Here is a 21,330-nt window from a genome sequence, read left to right on the forward strand (position 1 = left end):
ATGAAGAAAGTCATTATCGACGTGGACACCGGAATCGATGACGCCATGGCCCTGTCCTATGCGGTTCACTCCCCTGACCTGGAGGTATGCGGCGTCACGACCACGTTTGGCAATATCAGTGTCGAAGAAGCGACGCGCAATACGCTGCAAGTGCTGGAGCTGGTCGGTGGCGGCGGCATTCCCGTCTATCCGGGCGCAGCCAAGCCGCTCATCCGCGAGCTGAAAGAAAAAGCAAAGCTGTTTCACGGCGAGAACGGCCTGGGGAATGTCGAGCTGCCGTTGCCAACAGCGGCACCGCAAGCGGTGAATGCGGTCGAGTACATGGTCTCCGCCATCAAGGCGGCTCCGCACGAGATCACGGTAATCACGGTGGGGAGCATGACGAATCTGGCGCAAGCGATCATGGCGGCGCCGGAAATTGTCTCTCTCGTGGAACGGGTGGTCGTCATGGGCGGTGCGATCGCCGTGCCGGGCAATCGGACGCCTGTCGCGGAAGCCAACATCTGCGCCGATCCGGAAGCGGCGGCCTACGTCTTTCAATCGGGCATTCCGCTCACGCTCGTCGGGCTGGATGTGACCATGCAGACGCTGCTGACTCGTGAGCACCTGCAAGAGTGGCGGGCGAAGGATACGATGACGAGCCGCGTCTTCGCAAAGATGTGCCAGGTCTACATGGACGCTTACGCCAAGGTCGGAAACGTGCGCGGCTGCGGCCTCCACGATCCGCTTGCGGTAGGTGTCGTGATCGATCCGACGTTCGTGCGGACCGTACCGATGCACGTGGTGGTGGACACGTCGGGCAGCGCCAGCGACGCGCGTACGATCGGAGACAGGCGGAAGACGCCTGCATGCCCTCCGAATGTCGATGTGTGCGTCGAAGTGGACCACGAGCGATTCGTGCGCCATTTTCTGGAGTACGTACTGTAGCCAGCGGTGAAAGCCGCATTTTCATCCAAAGAGCAAAGCAATGGGACAAGAGGAGGAACTGATTTTGTGGAAAGAGTTTAAAGAATTCGCGTTGAAAGGCAACGTGATGGATCTGGCAGTCGGTGTCGTCATCGGCGGCGCCTTTGGAAAGATCGTCACGTCGCTGGTGAACGACATCATTACCCCGGTCATCGGGCTGCTTTTGGGCAAGGTGGACTTTTCCAATCTGTTTATTAACTTGAGCGGCGTCCATTATGAGACGTTGGCTGCTGCCAAGGAAAAAGGGGCGGCGACCCTGAATTACGGGTTGTTCCTCAACTCCGTCATCGACTTTTTGATCATCGCCTTTTCCATTTTCATCGTGATCAAGCAGCTGAACCGGTTCAAGCGCAAGCAGGAAGTGGTGGCTGCCCCTGTGACGACGAAGGAGTGCCCGCACTGCATTTCCGCCATCCCGCTGAAGGCAACGCGCTGCCCGAACTGCACCTCCATCCTGGAAGGGCATGCGCTGGCAAACGAATAAGCAAAAGGAGAGCGCCCTACGCTCTCCTTTTTTTCTCGGCCTTTTTCCGATTGGCCCGGCTGCGGTATTGAAAATGGAGCCGCTTGATGGTCCGGTAGTAGGTTTTGTCCTTGAGCTTGGCGAATAGTCCATGGGAAGGAAAATCGTAATTGACCTCGATAACGAAGATCTTCCCGTGTTTGTCTACGGCGAAGTCGACTCCGATCTGCGCGGAGTGCCTGTATTTGTTGAAGTGGGCGCAAACCTGGTAACTGAGCCGGATCAGCTGCTGGGTGATCTTGCGAATATCGGCTTCCGGCAAGGACAGCGATTTTTTCAAAGCGTGGGGAACCGTGACGGCATATCCGCCTCCGCGCGCGACGTTGGTGATGACGCTGTCCGAGCCTGCGACTTTGGCCAGCATCCCTGCGTACTGCCATTTTCCCAGGCCGTTGCGCATCATCATCACGCGGATGTCGTACGGACGTCCGTTCAGCTCCGCCAGATCGATCCCTTTTTGAATGATGTAGTTCTTTTCGCTGCACTGCTGAACCAGCTTTTTTTGCAATTCTTCGAGGGTCGGGACGTGGACAGGCTCTCCCCGCTCCTTGACGAACTCATAGCCGCCAGCGGTTTTCTGTACGCGCAAGATTCCTTTTCCCATATGGGTCTTCGTCGGTTTGACGTAGACGGTGCTGTATTTGTCCAGATAAGGGCCGAGCAAGTCGGGCTGGTATAGGGAAGTCGGCGGCAGAAACGGGCGGATCTGCGGGCTTTTGAAGAAGAACTTGTGAAGGCTCCATTTGGAAGAGGAGATCATGAACCATGCACCTCGCTAGGAAAAAGTCCATTCTTGCTATGATATACCGAAAGGGGCCGGGGAGTGAGTCAACAGTCAACGACTCCCGGACGCCGCGGAAAGGATGTGTCACCACTGAAGCCTCTGTTTCGGCCCTTGCAGCCGCCGGTCATCCAGCCTGGCCTGCTGCAGCCGCACTATCGCTACCGGGAGTATGCGCCAAACGAGCGACTGGCGCCGTATGTCGCTTGTTTCTGGACCGTTGAGTACGAACAGTTCCAGCAGCCCCAGCTGCACCGGATCATCCCGGACGGCTGCATCGATATTATTTTGGACCGGAGAGCGGCCTATGCCTCCAAAGGGGCTTTCCTCTCCGAACTCATGGCGAGCTATGAAGCGCTCGAGCTTACGAGGACCCAAGCCATGTTCGGCATTCGCTTTTTTGCGGAGACGGTCCGGCTGTTTTTGGGTGCACCCGTATCCGCGTTTGCCGGATGTTCACCCACTCTCGCGGATCTGTGGGGCGGGGAGGCGGATTTTCTCGTCGAAGAGATGCTTGGGGCTCCCGGGGACCAGGAACTGATCGGGATTGTGGAAAGGGAGCTGTTTCGCCGTTTGCACAGCTATGAAACCGGGGGGCGGGCGGATAATGGGGGACTTTTGACGGCGAGCTTGTCCTATCTGTACGCGTCGCAGGGATGCCTCTCCATCAAGGAGCTGGCGGAAGCGGTCTGTTACAGCGAGCGCAATCTGAGGAGACTGTTTCGCTGGGAGCTTGGCGCATCTCCCAAAGAACTGGCCCAAATCATCCGCTTTCAATTCTTGCTGCGTGCGCTTTGGAAGACACCGCATGCCCGTTTGACCGATGTGGCACAGACGTACGGCTACTTCGACCAGCCGCATCTGATCAAAGATTTCAAGCGCTATTACGGGCTCCAGCCTTCCCGGGTGTTTGCGGAGACGAGGGGCAGCAGGTCGGGGAGGTAAGGTAAGGAAGGGGAAGGTTGTCCGTTTTTTACAAGTGGCCGTGGCGGCGCCAGAGCTATACTGGATTCGAAGAGCAAGGGCAACCATAAGGTCGGGAGGAATCACGGATGGGCATTAAGCTGGATATGATCGGAATCGTCGTGCAGGACATGAAGCGGGCGCTGGATTTTTACCGTCACCTCGGCTTGGACATTCCGGAGAGCGCAAACGGGGAAAGCCACGTGGAAGTCGCAGGAGAGGGAGTCCGCCTGGCCTTTGATACGGTAGAAGTGGCCAAGGGCGTGTACGGCGGCTGGGAAGAGCCGACGGGGCACCGGATCGAGCTGGCGTTTCAATGCGAGAGTGCAGACGCGCTGAACGACTTGTACGAAAAGCTGGAGAAGAACGGCTACGAAGGCTGCCGCGAGCCGTGGGACGCCTTCTGGGGCCAGCGCTATGCCATCGTCAAGGACCCGGACGGCAACCTCATCAGCCTGTTCGCTTGACGATAGGTCGAAAAACGGCAAATCGCATCGATGATAGCCAGAAAGCCCGGTATCATACCGGGCTTTCGCTATTCACAGGCCGCTTCTTCTGATTTAAAATACTGTCCTCCAAGACTTCCATGGGATCCCCGTACACGCGTGTAATGTGCTCTTCTCCCCAGGCGCAGAGGGTATCGAGAATTCCCTTCAGGCTCCATCCGTACTCGCTCAGCTCGTATACCACTTTTGGGGGGACCTGGTTGTAGACGATCCGTTTGATGATCCCGTCGTCCTCCAGCTCCCGCAGCTGCTGGGTCAGCATTTTTTGGGTAATGCCGGGCATCAGCCGCTTGAGCTCGCTCGTCCGTTTCTCCCCGTGCGTCAAGTGGCACAGGATCACGCATTTCCATTTCCCGCCGATGACCTCCAGAGTGGCTTCCACCCCAATGTTGTACTTGCGTTTCTTCATGTGGACTCCTTCTTTCTGATAGGTACTAAAAAGTGCCTATGATACTTTTGGGTATCTATATTACAAAAAAGTGTGTACTTCTCATCCGGCCTTATATCCTCCATAATAGCATTTGCCAGCTGGCATTTCACCATCCAATGGATCACTCCCGTCCGCGGTGAACGGACGGATGATACGATAGACAAGGAGGAATACGCGTGACGGAAAGAAGAAAGAGAAGCACACTGGCTCTGCTCGCTTTGGCCATCAGTGCTTTTGCCATCGGTACGACGGAATTCATCAGCGTAGGCCTGCTTCCGCTGATCGCAAAAGACTTGCAGATCCCGGTCACAACTGCAGGGCTGACCGTAACGATATACGCGCTAGGCGTCACAATTGGGGCGCCCGTGCTCACGTCGCTCACATCCAGGGTACCGCGAAAAATGCTGTTGTTTTGGATCATGGCCTTTTTCATCGCAGGAAATACGATCGCCGCGAGTGCAACCACAATCACGATGCTGCTGATCGGTCGGGTGGTATCGGCATTCGCCCATGGCGTGTTCATGTCGATCGGTTCGACCATCGCTGCCGATCTTGTGGCGGAGGATCGCAGGGCGAGCGCTATTTCCCTCATGTTCACCGGGCTTACGGTAGCGACCATCACAGGCGTGCCGCTGGGGACGTATCTGGGGCAGCAATTGGGCTGGAGGATGGCGTTTGTCGGGATCGTGGCGATCGGGGTCGTTGCGCTTATCGCCAATGTCATTCTCGTGCCGGGTAATCTGCGAAAAGGAGTCAAGACGACGTTTGGCGATCAGCTCAAGCTGGTTGCGAACTCCCGGCTCCTGCTGATGTTCATCATCACGATGCTGGGCTACGGAGGTACGTTTGTCGTCTTTACGTATCTGTCGCCCTTGCTGACGGAAGTCACTGGCTTCTCGGCAGGCGAAGTGGCGATCATCCTGCTCGTTTACGGGATCGCTATTGCTATCGGCAACGTGATCGGCGGGAAGCTGGCGAACAAAAATCCGCTGGGAGCATTGCTTGTCATGTTCGTCATCCAAGCGATCGTCCTGTTCGTCCTGTTTGCGACGGTTCCCTTCAAGCTTGCCGCACTGATCACGATCTTTTTCATGGGCATCATGGGATTCATGAACGTCTCCGGGCTGCAGGTGTACGTCGTCATGCTGGCGGAGCGGTTCGTGCCGAGCGCCAAGGACGTAGCCTCGGCAGTCAACATCGCCGCATTCAATGCCGGCATTGCGCTCGGCGCTTACCTGGGCGGCGTCATCACGGATTCGATTGGGCTCATCCACACGACTTGGGTTGGTGGGATGATGGTGGTCGGCGCGGTCATTCTCGCCGGCTGGAGCCGAGTATTGGAAATGAAGGATGGAAATGATAGGGTAGGAAAACAAAATCGGGAGGTACCATGTCTATGATGAACCATCTGCAAGATACGACAACGCTTCGCAACGGAGTAAAAATGCCTTGGCTGGGTCTCGGCGTCTTCAAAGTTCATGAAGGCCCTGAGGTGGTCGATGCCGTACGCACGGCCATCCGCCACGGCTACCGCAGTATCGATACGGCCGCTATTTACGAAAACGAGGAAGGGGTAGGAGAAGGCATCCGCCTGGGCATGCAAGACGCGGGGATCAGCCGGGAAGACTTGTTCGTCACGTCGAAGGTATGGAACTCCGACCTCGGCTACGAATCCACGCTGGCTGCCTATGAAACCAGCCTGAAAAAGCTGGGCCTGGATTATCTCGACCTGTACCTGATTCACTGGCCGGTGGAAGGAAAGTACAAAGACGCCTGGCGTGCTCTGGAGACGATTTATAAAGAAGGAAGAGTAAGAGCGATCGGCGTCTCCAACTTCCACGTCCATCATTTGCAGGAGCTGCTGAAGGATGCCGAGATCGTGCCGATGGTCGACCAGGTGGAGTTCCACCCGCGCCTGGCGCAAAAGGAGCTCCGTGCGTTCTGCCAGGAACACAATATCCAGATGGAGGCATGGTCGCCGCTGATGCAAGGCCAATTGCTCGACAATCCCGTACTCAAGGAAATTGCGGATCGCCATCAAAAGTCCGTGGCGCAAGTCATCATTCGCTGGGATTTGCAAAGCGGAGTCGTCACCATTCCGAAGTCCATCAAGGAGCACCGGATCGTGGAAAACGCGAATGTATTCGATTTCGAGCTGACTTTCTCCGACATGGAAAAAATCGATGCTCTGCATGAAGGCGTCCGCGTAGGTCCGGACCCGGACAACTTTGATTTTTAACAGGATGGAAAACGACGAGCAACGAGTTGCCCGCGGCCCATCATGGCCGGGCGAAGCCGTAAATGGGATAACGATAGCGAAGCACACAAAGGGCAGGCTGCCGGTAGGAATACGGGCAGCCTGCCCTTATCATGTTGCATGGATCGATCTGTTCGGCTTGAGAATACGTGAACCAAAAACTACCCGAAAAAACAGGCGAATCAAAGTACTTGATCCTTACTTCAACCATGATGTATATTATTTTACATTGACATTACCGCAGGTCTAAAAAAGGAGGGGCCATGTCACCACGTACCAAAGAACAGAATGATGCGATCCGGGAGATGCGGATGAACCAAATTATGCGAGCGGCTGCGGAAGTATATTTGGAAAAGGGCATTCAATTGGAAATACGCGATGTTGCGGTCAAGGCAGAGCTTGGCTACGGAACCGTGTATCATTACTACAAAAATAAGCACATGCTTTTGGAAGATTTATTGTGGGATGCCCTGAATCGAACGGAGTCGGCAGTATTGCCCGCTTTGACGGAGGACAGTGGCAGTTTGCGTAAAGCGGAGTCGTTCTCCAGGCAGCTCTTGCGGACGTGTATCCAGGATCCTTCCGTATTTATTTTGCTTAAAACGGTTGCGGATAATTTTCATCACTTCCCGGGAAACCGGTTCAACAAGCTGTATGCCGATTTTCAGGAGCGGATCTATTTGCCGTTTGTGGAAATGATTCGTGAAGGAATCGGTTCCAGATCACCGGAGAAAACAGCTAATCTGATATTTGGCTCGCTTGTTGGCTGCACAGCATTGAACATCCACCACCATAACCGGAACGAGATCGACGTGGAAGGGATCGTCGATATGATTTTTTCAGGCATACAGTCAAAGGAGAAATGAATGAAATGGTCATCCTGAAATCGCGAGCAGAAATTGAAGAAATGAGAAAAGCCGGCAGCATTGTCGCTGCTTTTCATCGAGCAATCGCAGGTATGATCCGGCCGGGTGTCACGACGCTCGATATCGAATCGTTTGCAGTGCGGTTTCTGAAGGAGAATGGCGCCAAGGCTCATACGATAGGCTACAACGGCTATCCGTTTGCGACATGTGCGTCTGTCAACGACGTCATTGCGCATGGTTTTCCGAGCCGAAAGCCGCTCAAGGAAGGCGACATCGTCAAAATCGACATCGTCGCGGAAGCGGATGGCTGGATCGGCGATTCGGCTTGGTGCTATGCGGTCGGCGAGGTGTCGGAAGAAGCCCGTAATTTGATGCGGGTAACGAAGGAATGCTTATATCTCGGTATCGAAAAAGCTGTCGTCGGAAACCGGATCGGCGATGTGATGCACGCGGTTCAAACCCATGCCGAGCGAAACGGATTCTCGGTGGTGCGCGATTTACTCGGTCATGGCGTAGGAAGGGAGATGCACGAGGAACCTACTTATCCCCACGTCGGGAAACCGGGAAAAGGCTTCCGCTTGAAGGAAGGGATGGTTTTTACGATCGAGCCGATGCTCAATGCCGGAAAACCGTCAATGACGATTGATGCCGACGGATGGACCGCCAGAACCGTTGACGGCTCGCTTTCCGCACAGTACGAGCATACAATCGCCATTACTGCGGATGGACCGATTATATTGACCGCACAATAGAATCCACCCCTTTTATTGGCGGGAAGCTGAGGAAATCACATTTAACACAGCGTGTATGTTGAAACAAACGAAAACGGTAACCCTATTCGTTACCGTTTTCATATGGAACCCTTTATCTTACTCGGATAAACACCAAAACATTGTCTCTTGATAACACACGTTGGAACCCGTTATTCAAAAGACAGCGTGCAGCAGGGCCCACACGCCTACCGATCATTAAAAATGGGTTGCATGGTGCGGCCGTTCCAATGATGCTGACGTCGCGAATAATGCGTCTCCGTACGCCATTTACTCTGACACGTCTGAATAAAATCACAACCACATCGGTCATCTTGATCACCTCGCTCCTCCTTGCATGGTATAAAGAATGCAAATGAGGGAAGCTTGGCAACTGATACGAGCCTGTTGGAAATGAATATGTGCGAATCGATACGGCAATGTACTGGAAAATGGCAGCCCGAAAGAACGAGCGGCATGGGACATTCAGAACGTGCGCCTCTCCCGGCTCACGTTGCGACGCTGCATGGCGGTGCACGACCACGTGCGCTGAAAGAAGGGGATGTAGCGGAAAAAGAGGAATTCAAGAAAAAGCATGCTCTTGAATCCCTCTTCATGTTCCCGTTCGGTTTTCATTTTTTACCGATTCTTGGCCCCAGCCTGTTCAATCACCCGTACCATGGCTTTTATTTGCCCCATATGCTGCGCTTCCTCCAGCAACGCAAGACCGGCCAGTTCCCCAAAGGTTTCAAGCCCCAATATTGGTTTTTCCAGCGAATCATTGAACCGTTCTACAGGGATTTGTTTGACCCGATCCAACTGATCCTTCAACTGCACAATGAGTTCGCCTACGGTAGGGACATCTGCTTTCCAATCGGCTGGCTTGGTTCCACTGCCGAATAATTCAAGATAACGAGCCGGAATATTCGTTGTTTTGTGAGGGAATCCGAACATAATCTGTTCAGTAAGCGTTAAAACATGACCGATTTGCCATAAGATTGTGTTGTTAAAGCCGTCTGGCTGCACTTGTGCAACTTCCTCCGAGACAGCTTCAGCCTGCTTAATGAAATAACCCCTCGTCAGTTCGAAATGCCTCAACACCAATTTGCTCATGCTCTTCGCTCCTTCCAAATATTGCATCCCCCACACCTTACCAAACTTTATTTCACGTGTGAAGGACGGAAAAAAGTCAAAACCTGCAAAGCTACGTCAACAAGCAGGAAAAGCTTAAGCTTTTCCTGGAGCGGGTCAGCAAAACAACGAAACCGCAACCCATGCACCCAATAAGGTTTGCCCTGACCGAAATCGGGTAGTGATAGTACGGGGCCACTTTTTCGCAGATCAATCGAAATGAAAAGAAATAAAATTTACTGCTTGGTGATTGACTGGCGTAATTTTATTTCTTATAATGAAAACGGAAACAAGCGAATATTTTAACTATTCTCCATAGCGAAACGGAGGTTGCTTTCATGGACCAACCTGCGAAATTGCTGGATTATCGCTCCAGAAGGGAGCATTTGCTCATCGGTCTCATGTCAGGTACTTCGCTTGACGGTGTCGATGCCGCATTGGTGGCGATTCGCACGAATGAACACGGGGAGATTGAAAACGCTTCACTCCGCGAGTTCTTTTACATGCCCTATTCCGATGAACTGCGCGAATGGGTCATGAGTCTGTGCAGTGTCGAGTCGGCTCGGGTGGACAGGCTCACAGCCGTTCACTTCGGACTGTCGGAATGGTACGCGTACGCGGTGCAACAGCTGATGGACAAGGCAGGCGTGAACGCGGAGGATGTGGACGCGGTCTGCATGCACGGCCAAACGATCTGGCATATCGCCGGACGTGCGCCGTTCCCGGGTCCGACGGGCATGACAGAGGTCCGCGCCTCGCTGCAAATCGGCGAGCTTTCCACACTGGCCGAGCGCACCGGCATCCCGGTCGTGGGCAATTTCCGAGCGCGCGATCTTGCTGCAGACGGCGAAGGGGCGCCATTGGTTCCATACGCCGACTACATCCTGTTCCGCCATCCCGAAAAGGGCCGGCTGCTGCAAAATATCGGGGGAATTGCCAACGTCACGGTTCTGCCTGCAGGGGTCGGCATCGAGAACGTCATAGCGTTTGACACCGGACCCGGCAACATGATCATGGACCAGATCGTCCAGATCGTGACGGATGGACGGCTTCGCTACGATGAGGGAGGCAGGATGGCTGCATCCGGGACTGTGTCGCAGCAGCTTCTGGAGCGTCTGCTGCAGGATCCGTACTACCGGGCCAAGCCGCCGAAGAGCACGGGACGGGAAGTGTACGGACTGTCCTTCGCGCAGGAGCTCGCGACAGAGGGAGGAAAGCTCGGGATCAGCGGAGCGGATCTCGTCGCGACGGCGACGGCACTCACAGCGACCTCCATCGCACAGGCCTACTTGCAATTCGTCATACCTACTACCAAAGTGGAGGAAGTGATCGTCTCCGGGGGAGGCGCTCACAACCAGACGCTGCTTCGCATGCTGCAAAGCCAGCTGCCCGCAGAGCTGACCGTCATGACCACGCAGCAGTTCGGCATGCCGGACGACGCGAAGGAAGCTGTCGCTTTTGCCATTTTGGGTCACGAGACACTAATGGGCCGACCGTCCAACGTACCTTCAGTGACAGGTGCCAAGAGGGCCGTACCGTTAGGAAATATATGCTTTTAACTGAAAAGACGTAGGGGGTACCATCGTGAAAAAACGAGTGTTGGCAGGCTTTTTCCTATCATTGTCCCTGATGCTCTCCGCATGTTCCGGCGGAGGGGGCACAGCAGCTCCCGGCGACCAGGCGAAGCCGCAGGAAGGACAGCAGGCGGCTGCGAAAACGGAGCTGGTCGTGGCAGCGGAGCAGGAGCCGGTAGGCTATGATCCTCACAAAGTACCGGCAGCATCCAGCGTGCGTGTCTACGCCCTCATTTACGACAGTCTGACCAAGCTGGACGAAAACATGAACATCGTCCCGAACCTGGCGGAGAAGTGGGAAATCACACCGGATGGCAAAACCATCACGATGTTCCTGCACAAAGGGGTCAAGTTCCACAACGGCAAAGACATGACGTCTGAAGATGTGAAATATTCCTTCGAGCGCATCTTGAACCCGGACACCGGTGCGATCGCCAAGTCGTACTTCTCCAGCGTCGAGTCTATCGAAGCCAAAGATCCGACGACGATCGTATTCCATCTGAAAAACGCCGACGCCGCCTTTATCGCAAACACCGCGAGCGCATACGCTTCCATCGTACCGAGCGGCTCGACTGATCTGACCAAAGAAGCCATTGGCACAGGGCCTTTCAAGCTGGAGAAAAGCGAGCCGGGCCAATACGTCCTGCTGAAGAAAAATCCGGATTACTTCAATAAAGACCTGCCGAAAGTGGAAGCGATCAAATTCCAGATCATGAAGGACGAGGCCGAGCGTCTGGCCGCGATCCGTTCCGGCAAAATCGACATCAGTGTCGTTTCCGCCGATTCCGCCAAGCTGCTGGAAGGCAAGCCAGGCGTGCAGGTGAAAAACTACCAGTCGCTCGAATACAGCTACCTGGGTATCAACGTAAACAAAAAGCCGTTTGACAATCCGAAAGTGCGCGAAGCGATCAGCTATGCCGTAGACCGCAACCAGATCGTACAGACCGTCTGGAAAGGCGAAGCGGCACTGACAGGCCCGATCGCGCCGGCTCTTACCAACTGGGCGGTAGATACTGCCAGCTACCCGACTTACAAGACCGATGTGGAAAAAGCGAAGAAGCTGCTCGCGGAAGCAGGCTTCCCGAACGGCTTTGACACGCAGATCGAGACTGCCGCTACTTACCCGGACATGGTAGAAACCGCGCAAGTGATCCAGCAGCAGCTCAAGGCCATCGGCATCAACGCGAAGATCAACCAGCTCGAGTGGGGCAACTACATCGAAACCTGGAAGTCCAAAGACATGAACCTGATGGTCGGACGCAACACGTCTGGCGTGGATGCCGACCGTTCCATGCGCTTCTTCTTCTCGTCGACCGGTTCCGCCAACGTCTGGAACTACTCCAACCCGGCGTATGACGAGCTGGTGAACAAAGCGCTCGCTACCGTCGACCAGGCCGAACGCAAAAAGCTGTACGACCAGGCGCAAACCTTGCTCGTAGCAGATGCGCCAAACCTGTTCCTGGCTTCGCCGAAGAACTACTACGCCGTGCGCGACAACGTCGATTTCACCCCAAGCGCTGCGGGTGAAGTGTACTCCCTGATCAAGACTTCGATCAAGTAACATCCGTACCAACAAGGCTCCGCCTGACCACTGGCGGAGCCAAGTTTTCTAATACAGATAAGAATTATAGGATTCTTATCCAGTATAAGTGCAACATAGCGAGACTTCGAGCGAAGTGAGATAGCAAGACTTGTGCCCTTTGGGTACTAAGGCTCCGCCAAAGGCTTGGCGAAGCCAAGTTTTCTAATACAGATAAGAATTATAGGATTCTTATCCAGTATAAGTGCAACTAAGGCTCCGCCAAAGGCTTGGCGAAGCCAAGTTTTCTAATATGGAGGGAACCAAAGTGGGGTCTTATCTAATCAAACGCATCGCCAGCCTGATTCCCATCCTGTTTGGCATCTCCGTTTTGGTCTTTACCATCCTGCATCTGGTGCCGGGCGACCCAGCCTCTATCATGCTGGGAACCAACGCGACGCCGGAGGCCATCGCGGCTCTGCACAAGAGCATGGGACTGGATCAGCCGCTGGTTACGCAGTACTTTCACTGGATCGGCGGAATCTTGCGGGGAGATTTCGGGGTATCCGTACATTCAGGCGAAGAAATATTGCCGCAAATTCTGAGCCGATTCCTGATCACGCTGCAGCTGACCGTGTTCGGCGTCCTGATCGGCTGGGTACTTGCGATCCCGTTCGGCATCCTCTCGGCGATCCGGGCTCATTCCAAGACGGACATTATCGTCCGCGTGGCTACCTTGCTCGGGATCTCGGTCCCCAACTTTGCCATCGGGACGCTTTTGCTGCTTGGCTTTTCACTCTATTTCAACTGGTTTCCTCCGATTGATGTCGTCAGCTTCTGGGAAAACCCGGCGGAAGCCTTCCAGGTGTTTATCCTGCCGGCCGTGACGATGGGCATCGTCGTAGCGGCAGGGGTGATGCGGATGACTCGATCCGCCTTCCTGGAAACCATGGACAAAGATTTCATTCGTACCGCGCGAGCCAAAGGAAACAGCCAGTGGACGGTTGTCATGGGCCATGCGTTCCGCAACTCCTCGATCCCGATCGTGACCATCGCCGGAATGCAGATCGGGTACCTGTTGGGCGGATCAGTCATCGTGGAGCAGCTGTTTTCGATACCGGGTCTGGGTCAGTACATTCTGGATGGCATCTATCAGCGGGATTATCCGGTAGTACAGGGAGGCGTGCTGTTCGTCGCTCTGGTATTTGTCCTGGTCAATCTGCTCATCGACCTGATCTATACCTGGATTGATCCGCGTATCAAGTATTGACAAGGGGAATGCGACATGAGCACTTTTCGAAAGCGATTTTTGGCGAATAAAACGGCTGTCTTCTGCTCTGTGCTGCTGGCGCTCCTCTGCGTGACGGCGGCTTTGGCGCCGGTTCTTGCACCGCATGACCCGACGCAGATGTTTCAGGAGCATCGGATGGAAGGCAGCTCTGGCGACTTTTTGCTCGGCACCGACCAGTTCGGGCGCGACCTTCTCAGCCGCATCATCTACGGGGCGCGCGTATCCTTGGTCGTAGGCGTCTCCGCCGTGCTGGTCAGCGTCGTGTTCGGCACGCTGTTTGGACTGATCGCCGGCTATTTCGGACGCATGGTGGACGGCTTCATCATGCGATGCATGGATGTGTTGTTTGCTTTTCCGGAGATTTTGCTGGCGCTGGCGATTGTCGCTGCGCTAGGTCCGGGCACCTTTAACACGATCATGGCGATCGGGATTGTGAATATTCCCATCTTTACCCGTACAGTCAGGGGGGCCGTGCTCTCCATCAAAAACCTCGAGTACGTGGAAAGCGCCCGCGCCATCGGGGCGAGTACCAGCCGTATTTTGTTCCTGGAAATTTTCCCGAACGTGACCGCTCCTCTCCTCGTGCAATCCTCGCTCGCGATTTCCGGGGCGATTTTGACCGAATCCGCGCTCAGCTTTTTGGGCTTGGGCATCCAGCCGCCGGACCCATCTTGGGGCGGCATGATTTCCGAGGCTCGCCGGTACATGGAGCTGGCTCCCGGCATGATCATCTGGCCGTGCCTGGCGATGACCGTGACGATTTTGGCCTGCAATATGTTCGGCGATGCCATTCGCGACATTCTCGACCCGCGTCATCGCGGCAAGTAGGCGGGAGGCATCGATATGAACGGAAACGAGCTTATGCTGCGCATGGAAAAAAGCCTGGAGGACGGGATCGCCCGGGGGATTTTTCCGGGCGGGGCTGTTAGCCTGATGCGAAAGGGAGAAAAGACGCTGACGGCGGTCAAAGGCAAGACCGGGAGCGGAGAGGGAGCGGTGGATGTGAATGCAGACACCCTGTACGACATGGCTTCCCTGACCAAGGTCATGGTGACGCTGCCGCTCGTTTTGCTCAGCGTGCAGGCCGGCAAGCTGTCATTGGCAGACGCGCTTGTCACCCATTTGCCCGAGCTGAAGCAAGGCAGAGACTGCGAACGGAAGGAACAGATCAAAATTGCCCATCTGCTGACTCACACATCCGGCTTTCCTGCCTGGCGTCCGTTTTTTCTCATCGGCCAGGGCAAAAAGGAGTACATCAGCCTGATCGCACAGGAGCAGCTCGTGAACACCCCCGGAAGCCAAGTCGTATACAGTGATGTAGGATATATGCTGCTCGGATTCCTGCTGGAGCGCATCTGGGGGGAAGAGCTGGACTCGCTTGCCCAAAGGCTCGTCTTCCGGCCGAGCGGGATGGAAAACAGCTGCTATTTGCCCTTGCGGCACGCTTTGCCCAAGATCAGCGGCATCGCCTATACGGAACGCGGCAACGAGTTCGAGCGGAATATGGCGCAAAACTACTTGGCCGAGCTGGAGCCCTTCGACCATCCGAGCGTCGGCAAATGGCGGGGAAAACTGTCGAATTACCAGTGGCGGGAAGGATTCATCTGCGGGACCGTGCACGACTGCAACGCCCACTACGGCCTTGGGGGAGTGAGCGGACACGCCGGGCTGTTTTCAACGATCGGCGACGCGGAGCGGTATATGGAGATCTGGACTTCCGATGACGCTCCTGTACGGATTGACCCGGTGCTGAGGGCCCTCTCGATCCGTTCTCATACCGATCACAGCACACAGCGCCGAGGTCTCGGCTGGATCATCTCGTCTACCGGCGGGTCGCTGGAACAGCTCGCGGCGGGCTGCACGGGCGGAGACCTGGCATCGGGGCGGGCGTTTGGCCATACAGGCTTCACCGGCACTTCCATCTGGTCGGACCCGCAGCGAGAGGCTACGATCATTACGCTGACGAATCGGGTGCATCCCGTCGCCAGCCCTTTGATCGGTCCGTGGCGCATCGCCCACCACAATCAACTATTTGGGAGCCTGTCGGCGCATCGTGAAAGGGGGAGTACCCATGACAGCCATGCTAACCATCGATAACTTGCGCACGTCCTTTCTCCAATCCGGCAAAAAGCTGACCGTGATCGAGGGAGTCAGCCTGACCGTAGAGCCTGGCGAAACCGTAGGGGTGGTCGGGGAATCCGGTTGTGGAAAAAGCGTCACCAGCATGTCGATCATGCAGCTGTTGGGACGAAATGTGGAGATGAGCGGCAGCATTCGTTTTGAAGACAAAGAGCTGCTCACTCTTTCCGATAAAGAGATGCAAAAAATTCGCGGCAACCAGATCGCGATGATCTTTCAGGAGCCGATGACGTCGCTCAATCCGCTGCATACGATCGGCAAGCAGATCGGCGAGCCTTTGCGCCGCCACCTCGGCTTGTCCAAGCAGGAGGCGAAAGAGCGGACGATCCACCTCCTCAAGCAGGTAGGGATTCCGCGTGCGGAGGAAATTGTCTGGGACTATCCGCACCAGCTCTCCGGAGGGATGCGCCAGCGCGTCATGATCGCGATGGCGATGGCCTGCGAGCCAAAGCTGCTGATCGCCGACGAGCCGACGACGGCACTCGACGTGACGATCCAGGCGCAAATTCTCGAGCTGATGAAGAAAGTGCGAGACGAGCAAGGCACCTCCATCTTGCTGATCACCCACGACCTGGGCGTGGTCGCGGAAATGTGCCATCGCGTCATCGTCATGTACGCCGGCCAGATCGTGGAAGAAGCGGACGTGAAAAAGCTGTTCGACGAGCCCAAGCATCCGTATACGCGCGGCCTGCTCAAGTCGATGCCGAGCGTAAACGTGAATCAGGACCGTCTGGAGGCCATTCCGGGAGCGGTGCCGCAGCTCAGTGAAATGCCTGAGGGGTGCCGCTTCGCTCCGCGCTGTTCCCACGTCATGGATATTTGCCGAAAGCAAAATCCGGAGCTCCTGCCTGTTTCCGATTCGCAAAAATGCAGGTGCTGGCTGTATCGCGAGGGGGAAGCGCAATGAAGAAGCCACTTTTGGAAGTCAAATCGTTAACGAAGCATTTTACGAGCAAGCAAGGCTTTTTCAGCCAAGAAAAAGTCGTTCGGGCTGTCGATGGAGTCAATCTCACAGTCTACCCGGGCGAGACAGTCAGTATCGTCGGCGAATCCGGCTGCGGGAAGTCGACGACAGGCCGCTGCATTTTACGGCTGATCGAACCGACCGACGGGGAAATCCTGTTCGAAGGAAACGACATCCGCAAGCTGAACCCTTCCGAGCTGCGTCAGGCCAGACGTGATATGCAGCTCGTCTTTCAGGATCCTTTCGCTTCGCTCAACCCGCGGAAAACGATCGGGCAGATCCTCGAAGACCCGTTGATCATTCACGGCATCGGGACGGCAGCCGAACGCCGGCGCCAGGTCGAGGAAATGATCGGGATCGTCGGGCTGTCCAAAAAGCAGCTGGATCGGTTTCCCCATGAATTTTCCGGCGGGCAGCGGCAGCGGATCGGAATCGCCCGGGCGCTGATCCTGCGCCCCAAGCTGATCATCGCGGATGAGCCCGTATCCGCGCTGGACGTATCCATCCAGGCGCAGATTCTCAATCTGATGCAAGATTTGCAGAAGGAATTCAATCTGACCTACCTGTTCATCTCCCACGACCTGAGCGTCGTGCGCCACATTTCCGACCGGGTCGCGGTCATGTATTTGGGAAAAGTGGTCGAGGTGGCAGACAAACATTCTCTGTATGAACGGCCGACCCATCCCTATACGCAGGCGCTATTGTCGGCAGTACCCGTTCCGAATCCGCATCTGACGACCCAGCGCATCATTCTGGAGGGTGATTTGCCCAGTCCGGCCAATCCGCCGTCCGGTTGCACCTTCCACCCGCGTTGCCGGCATTGCATGGAAATCTGCAAGACAACTGCACCGCCCGTGCGCGAGCTGACGGCGGGCCACTGGGTTTCCTGCCACTTGGACGACGCCGGCGCCATCAGGCCGGAAGCATGAAGAATAGAGGAGGTTCGGAGAGCTTGAAATTGGAAAACTTGGAGCAATTGACGACCGAAGGAAAAAACGAAAGCACTCGGGACCTGGACCGGATGAGTGCCCGAGGAATCGTGCAATTGATGAACGACGAAGACAAAAAAGTGCCGTATGCAGTCGAACGCGTACTGGATGAGGTATCGGAAGCGGTGGAGCTGATCGTCGCAGCCATGGAGCGGGGCGGCAGGCTGTTCTACTTCGGCGCCGGGACGAGCGGACGCCTGGGGATCCTCGATGCGTCCGAGTGCCCTCCCACCTTTGGCACCGATCCCGAGCTGGTGCAGGGCGTGATCGCAGGGGGGCAATCCGCCATGATCCGCGCAGTGGAGGGGGCGGAAGACTCCGTCGAATTGGGACAGGAGGATGTCCGCAAGTACGGCGTGACGGATCGCGACGTGGTCGTCGGCATCGCGGCCAGCGGGCGTACGCCTTACGTCCTCGGTGTGCTGAAGGAAGCGCAGGAGATCGGCGCGCGGACGATTGCCTTGTCCTGCAACCAGCCGTCTTTCATCAACAAAGGGGTGGACGTCGCGATCAACGTAGTCGTGGGGCCTGAAGTGCTGACCGGTTCGACCCGTCTCAAGGCGGGAACGGCCCAGAAGCTTGTCCTCAACATGCTGACCACCGCGACCATGATCCGGCTGGGCAAAGTGTACGGCAACCTGATGGTGAACGTCCAGGCGACGAACCAAAAGCTGAAGGAACGGGTAAAGCGGATCGTGATGGAAGTGACGGGCGTCAGCTACTCGGAGGCCGAGCGGTTGGCCGAGCAGGCGAAAGGGGACGCCAAGACGGCGATCTTGATGAAGCTGACCGGTACCAGCAGGGAAGAGGCGGTGCAAATGCTTCAGCTCGCCAACGGAAGGATTCGGGAGGCACTTTCCAAGTACAGTTGAGCGCGGAAAGTGGAGAGTTGCTAGTTTTTCGATCACAGTGAGGAGGGATTCCATGTTGCCAGAGCACATTCGCTCCGAGCTGCGCGCCATCGTCGGCGAGCAGCATTGTCTGGACAAACAGGAGGCGCTGGTCGCGTACTCCTATGATGCGACGCCGATGCAGCAGTCGTTGCCTGACGTCGTCGTCATGCCGAACAGTACGGAGGAAGTAGCGCAGATCATGCGGGTGGCAGCCAAGCACCAGATTCCCGTCGTGACGCGCGGTGCCGGGTCCAATCTCTGCGCCGGAACGATTCCGGTCGGAGGCGGTATCGTACTTGTCTTGAACCGAATGAACCGCATCGTGGAAATCGATGAGCAAAACTTGACGATAACGGTCGAGCCCGGCGTGCGCACCTCCGACATCCATCAGGCGGTTGAAGCCCGTGGCCTGTTTTATCCACCCGATCCGGGCAGCATGGTCATCTCGACGATCGGCGGAAACATCGCGCTCAATTCGGGAGGTCTTCGCGGTCTCAAGTACGGAACGACGAAAGATTACGTGCTGGGACTGGAAGCGGTCCTGCCGAACGGGGAAATCATCCGCACCGGCGGCAAGCTGATGAAGGACGTGGCAGGCTACGACCTGACCAAGCTTTTGGTCGGAAGCGAAGGCACGCTGGCGATCATCACCCAGGCGATCCTGAAGCTGATTCCGAAGCCGCAGACCCAGCGCGTGATGCTGGCGATGTACGCGGACATGTCGCAGGCAGCTCGCTCTGTATCGGACATCATCGCAAACCGGATCATCCCGGGGACGCTGGAGTTTTTGGACCAAGGGACGATCCGCGTGGTGGAGGACTTCAAGCAGATTGGCCTGCCGACAGACGTAGCCGCGATTCTGCTGATCGGCCAGGACGGCGAGCCGCAATCGGTAGACCGGGACGTAGAGCGGATCGCGGAGATTTGCAGGAAAAACGATGCGGTGCAGATCAAGGTCGCGACGACGCCGGAAGAAGCGGAAGAGGTCATGACCGCGCGCCGCAGCGCTTTGGCGGCTTTGTCGCGGATGCGCCCGACCACGATACTCGAGGATGCGACAGTGCCTCGCGCGCAAATCGCGCCGATGGTGGCAGCCATCCAGGAAATCACGGAGCGGTACGGTTTGCACATTTGCACCTTTGGTCATGCAGGTGACGGCAATCTGCATCCCACCTGTATGACCGATGCGCGCAATCACGAAGAAATCGAGCGGGTGGAAGAAGCGTTCGCGGAAATTTTCGCCGCCGCCATCGATCTGGGCGGAACGATCACGGGCGAGCATGGCGTCGGAATCGTCAAAGCGCCTTATCTGGAGTGGAAGGTAGGTGCTGCGGGGATTGAAGTGATGAAGGGCATCAAGAAAGCCTTCGACCCGCAAGGCCTGCTCAATCCCGGTAAGATGTTCGCCAAAGAGTCCCGGAACAGAGTGGTGATCCGTCGTGCTTAAAGAAGCGTTGATCGACAAACTGGATTATGAAGAGCTGGCCAACTGCATGCGCTGCGGCTTCTGCCAGCCGGCCTGTCCGACCTTCCGGGAGACGGGCTACGAGGCAGCATCTCCGCGGGGACGGATCGCCCTCATGAAAGCTGTGGCGGACGGCGTCATGGAGCCGGACCAAGACTTCGTGGATCAGATGAATCTGTGCCTCGGCTGCCGCGCCTGCGAGCCTGTCTGTCCGGCGGGCGTCCCGTACGGCCAGCTGATCGAGCAGACGAGAGAAGCCATCGAGCAGGTGCAGGAGCATCCTCCGTGGGTCAAGGCCGTCCGCAAGATCGCCTTTACCCATCTGTTCCCTCGTCAGGACCGGTTGTACCGTCTGGGCAGCCTGCTGCATCTCTACCAGCGCTCCGGCTTGCAAAAAGTCGTGCAAAAGCTTGGTGTGCTGCGTGTCCTGCCGAAGCAGCTCCGCGAAATGGAAGCGATCATGCCCGAGGCGACGGGAAAAGGAGTCAGCGAATACCTCGGTGCGAGGGTCATCCCGGCTGTCGGCGAACGAAAGCGGAGGGTCGGCATGTTCCATGGCTGCATCATGGATGTGCTTTTCAACGAGACCAATCTGAACACGGTGCGGCTCCTGGCCGAAGCAGGCTGCGAGGTCGTCATCGCCGAGGGCCAGGTGTGCTGCGGAGCCTTGCATGCGCATAGCGGAGAGAGGGAAGCCGCGAAAGACTTGGCGCGAAAAAACATTGCCGCCTTCCGCGAGGCGGATGTGGACGTGATCGTGTCCAATGCGGGCGGCTGCGGAGCGCTGCTCCAGGAGTACGACCATTTGCTCGCGCACGATCCGGACTGGGAGGAAGACGCGAAGTGGTTTTCGTCGAGGGTCAAGGATATCAGCGAGGTGCTGGCCGAGCTGGTCGAGCCGGACTCCTGGGGAGCTCTGCCCGGACCTGTGCGAGTCACGTACCAGTCTTCCTGCCACCTGCGCAACGGCATGAAAGTCACCAAAGAGCCGGTCAGCCTGCTGCAGTCGATCCCCGGCGCTACCTATGTGCCGCTGCGCGAAGGGGACCGATGCTGCGGCTCGGCGGGCATCTACAACCTGGTGCAGCCCGAGATGGCAGGCAACCTGCTGGATGAAAAGATGGGCCATGTCGCCGCGACCCAGGCTGACATTTTGGTCACCTCCAATCCCGGCTGCCTGCTGCAGATGAAAGCGGGAATCAAGCGCGCAGGCCTGGAGGACCGGATGGAAGCCGTACACCTCGTAGATTTGCTTGCGAGAGTGCGGACGAAGACGGGGACGGCGTCTGTCGAACGAAGAGGATCGTCATAAAAAAGACAGCCA

General features: G+C 56.4%; 21 protein-coding genes. 18 read left to right on the top strand and 3 right to left on the bottom strand.

Annotated elements, in window-relative coordinates; translation table 11 throughout:
* Positions 1–927, top strand: a complete 927-nt coding sequence (locus RGB73_RS08675; protein ID WP_310770980.1) for a nucleoside hydrolase — start codon at positions 1–3, stop codon at positions 925–927.
* Positions 928–991: 64 nt separating this feature from the next.
* Positions 992–1,450 carry a large conductance mechanosensitive channel protein MscL gene (gene mscL, locus RGB73_RS08680; protein WP_310770982.1) on the top strand — a complete coding sequence of 153 codons (459 nt, stop codon included), beginning with the start codon at positions 992–994 and terminating at the stop codon, positions 1,448–1,450.
* Between the two features lie 16 nt (positions 1,451–1,466).
* Here mscL and RGB73_RS08685 read toward each other — a convergent pair whose 3' ends face one another.
* Positions 1,467–2,249: a YheC/YheD family protein gene (locus tag RGB73_RS08685; protein WP_310770984.1), complete on the bottom strand. Its 783-nt coding sequence runs from the start codon at positions 2,247–2,249 to the stop codon at positions 1,467–1,469.
* Positions 2,250–2,312: 63 nt separating this feature from the next.
* Between RGB73_RS08685 and RGB73_RS08690 the strand changes: the two genes are divergently transcribed.
* The gene (locus tag RGB73_RS08690) at positions 2,313–3,215 is read left to right on the top strand and encodes a DUF6597 domain-containing transcriptional factor (protein ID WP_310770986.1); all 903 of its coding nucleotides are present in this window, start codon (positions 2,313–2,315) and stop codon (positions 3,213–3,215) included.
* Between the two features lie 107 nt (positions 3,216–3,322).
* Positions 3,323–3,700 (top strand): VOC family protein, encoded by a 378-nt coding sequence (locus RGB73_RS08695; RefSeq protein ID WP_310770988.1) that lies wholly within the window; start codon positions 3,323–3,325, stop codon positions 3,698–3,700.
* 52 nt (positions 3,701–3,752) lie between these two features.
* On the opposite strand, the gene RGB73_RS08700 is transcribed toward RGB73_RS08695, so the two are convergent.
* Entirely contained in the window at positions 3,753–4,148 is a 396-nt protein-coding gene (locus tag RGB73_RS08700; protein ID WP_310770990.1) for a winged helix-turn-helix transcriptional regulator, read from the bottom strand.
* A gap of 197 nt (positions 4,149–4,345) precedes the next feature.
* Between RGB73_RS08700 and RGB73_RS08705 the strand changes: the two genes are divergently transcribed.
* The 4 genes from RGB73_RS08705 to map all read left to right on the top strand — a co-directional run bounded on the left by RGB73_RS08705 (position 4,346) and on the right by map (position 8,044).
* Complete coding sequence (locus RGB73_RS08705) at positions 4,346–5,569, top strand: MFS transporter (RefSeq protein WP_310770991.1); 1,224 nt, start codon at positions 4,346–4,348, stop codon at positions 5,567–5,569.
* Entirely contained in the window at positions 5,566–6,408 is an 843-nt protein-coding gene (locus RGB73_RS08710) for an aldo/keto reductase (protein ID WP_310770993.1), read from the top strand. Before RGB73_RS08705 ends, RGB73_RS08710 begins: the two co-directional genes overlap by 4 nt.
* Before the next feature lie 281 nt (positions 6,409–6,689).
* Positions 6,690–7,292 (top strand): TetR/AcrR family transcriptional regulator, encoded by a 603-nt coding sequence (locus RGB73_RS08715; RefSeq protein ID WP_310770995.1) that lies wholly within the window; start codon positions 6,690–6,692, stop codon positions 7,290–7,292.
* Positions 7,293–7,297: 5 nt separating this feature from the next.
* Positions 7,298–8,044 (top strand): type I methionyl aminopeptidase, encoded by a 747-nt coding sequence (map, locus tag RGB73_RS08720; RefSeq protein ID WP_310770997.1) that lies wholly within the window; start codon positions 7,298–7,300, stop codon positions 8,042–8,044.
* A 636-nt stretch (positions 8,045–8,680) separates the two neighbouring features.
* Here map and RGB73_RS08725 read toward each other — a convergent pair.
* Positions 8,681–9,154 carry a DinB family protein gene (locus RGB73_RS08725; RefSeq protein WP_310770998.1) on the bottom strand — a complete coding sequence of 158 codons (474 nt, stop codon included), beginning with the start codon at positions 9,152–9,154 and terminating at the stop codon, positions 8,681–8,683.
* A gap of 356 nt (positions 9,155–9,510) precedes the next feature.
* On the opposite strand from RGB73_RS08725, the gene RGB73_RS08730 reads away from it, so the two are divergent.
* The 10 genes from RGB73_RS08730 to RGB73_RS08775 all read left to right on the top strand — a co-directional run bounded on the left by RGB73_RS08730 (position 9,511) and on the right by RGB73_RS08775 (position 21,318).
* Complete coding sequence (locus RGB73_RS08730; protein ID WP_310771000.1) at positions 9,511–10,731, top strand: anhydro-N-acetylmuramic acid kinase; 1,221 nt, start codon at positions 9,511–9,513, stop codon at positions 10,729–10,731.
* A gap of 25 nt (positions 10,732–10,756) precedes the next feature.
* Positions 10,757–12,307, top strand: a complete 1,551-nt coding sequence (locus RGB73_RS08735; RefSeq protein WP_310771002.1) for an ABC transporter substrate-binding protein — start codon at positions 10,757–10,759, stop codon at positions 12,305–12,307.
* 286 nt (positions 12,308–12,593) lie between these two features.
* On the top strand, positions 12,594–13,535 hold the full coding sequence (locus tag RGB73_RS08740; protein ID WP_310771004.1) for an ABC transporter permease: 942 nt from the start codon (positions 12,594–12,596) through the stop codon (positions 13,533–13,535).
* A gap of 15 nt (positions 13,536–13,550) precedes the next feature.
* Positions 13,551–14,384 (top strand): ABC transporter permease, encoded by an 834-nt coding sequence (locus RGB73_RS08745; protein ID WP_310771006.1) that lies wholly within the window; start codon positions 13,551–13,553, stop codon positions 14,382–14,384.
* Between the two features lie 15 nt (positions 14,385–14,399).
* Positions 14,400–15,653 (top strand): serine hydrolase domain-containing protein, encoded by a 1,254-nt coding sequence (locus tag RGB73_RS08750; protein ID WP_310771008.1) that lies wholly within the window; start codon positions 14,400–14,402, stop codon positions 15,651–15,653.
* Positions 15,628–16,602, top strand: a complete 975-nt coding sequence (locus tag RGB73_RS08755) for an ABC transporter ATP-binding protein (RefSeq protein WP_310771010.1) — start codon at positions 15,628–15,630, stop codon at positions 16,600–16,602. Before RGB73_RS08750 ends, RGB73_RS08755 begins: the two co-directional genes overlap by 26 nt.
* The gene (locus tag RGB73_RS08760) at positions 16,599–17,588 is read left to right on the top strand and encodes an ABC transporter ATP-binding protein (protein ID WP_310771011.1); all 990 of its coding nucleotides are present in this window, start codon (positions 16,599–16,601) and stop codon (positions 17,586–17,588) included. The genes RGB73_RS08755 and RGB73_RS08760 overlap by 4 nt, the downstream gene beginning before the upstream one ends.
* Positions 17,589–17,611: 23 nt before the next feature.
* Complete coding sequence (gene murQ / locus RGB73_RS08765; protein WP_310771013.1) at positions 17,612–18,520, top strand: N-acetylmuramic acid 6-phosphate etherase; 909 nt, start codon at positions 17,612–17,614, stop codon at positions 18,518–18,520.
* Positions 18,521–18,572: 52 nt separating this feature from the next.
* Complete coding sequence (locus RGB73_RS08770; RefSeq protein ID WP_310771014.1) at positions 18,573–19,988, top strand: FAD-binding oxidoreductase; 1,416 nt, start codon at positions 18,573–18,575, stop codon at positions 19,986–19,988.
* Positions 19,981–21,318, top strand: a complete 1,338-nt coding sequence (locus RGB73_RS08775; protein WP_310771016.1) for a (Fe-S)-binding protein — start codon at positions 19,981–19,983, stop codon at positions 21,316–21,318. The genes RGB73_RS08770 and RGB73_RS08775 overlap by 8 nt, the downstream gene beginning before the upstream one ends.
* The last annotated feature ends 12 nt before the right edge of the window (positions 21,319–21,330 follow it).

The organism is Brevibacillus brevis (genome assembly GCF_031583145.1).
GTDB lineage: Bacteria > Bacillota > Bacilli > Brevibacillales > Brevibacillaceae > Brevibacillus > Brevibacillus brevis_E.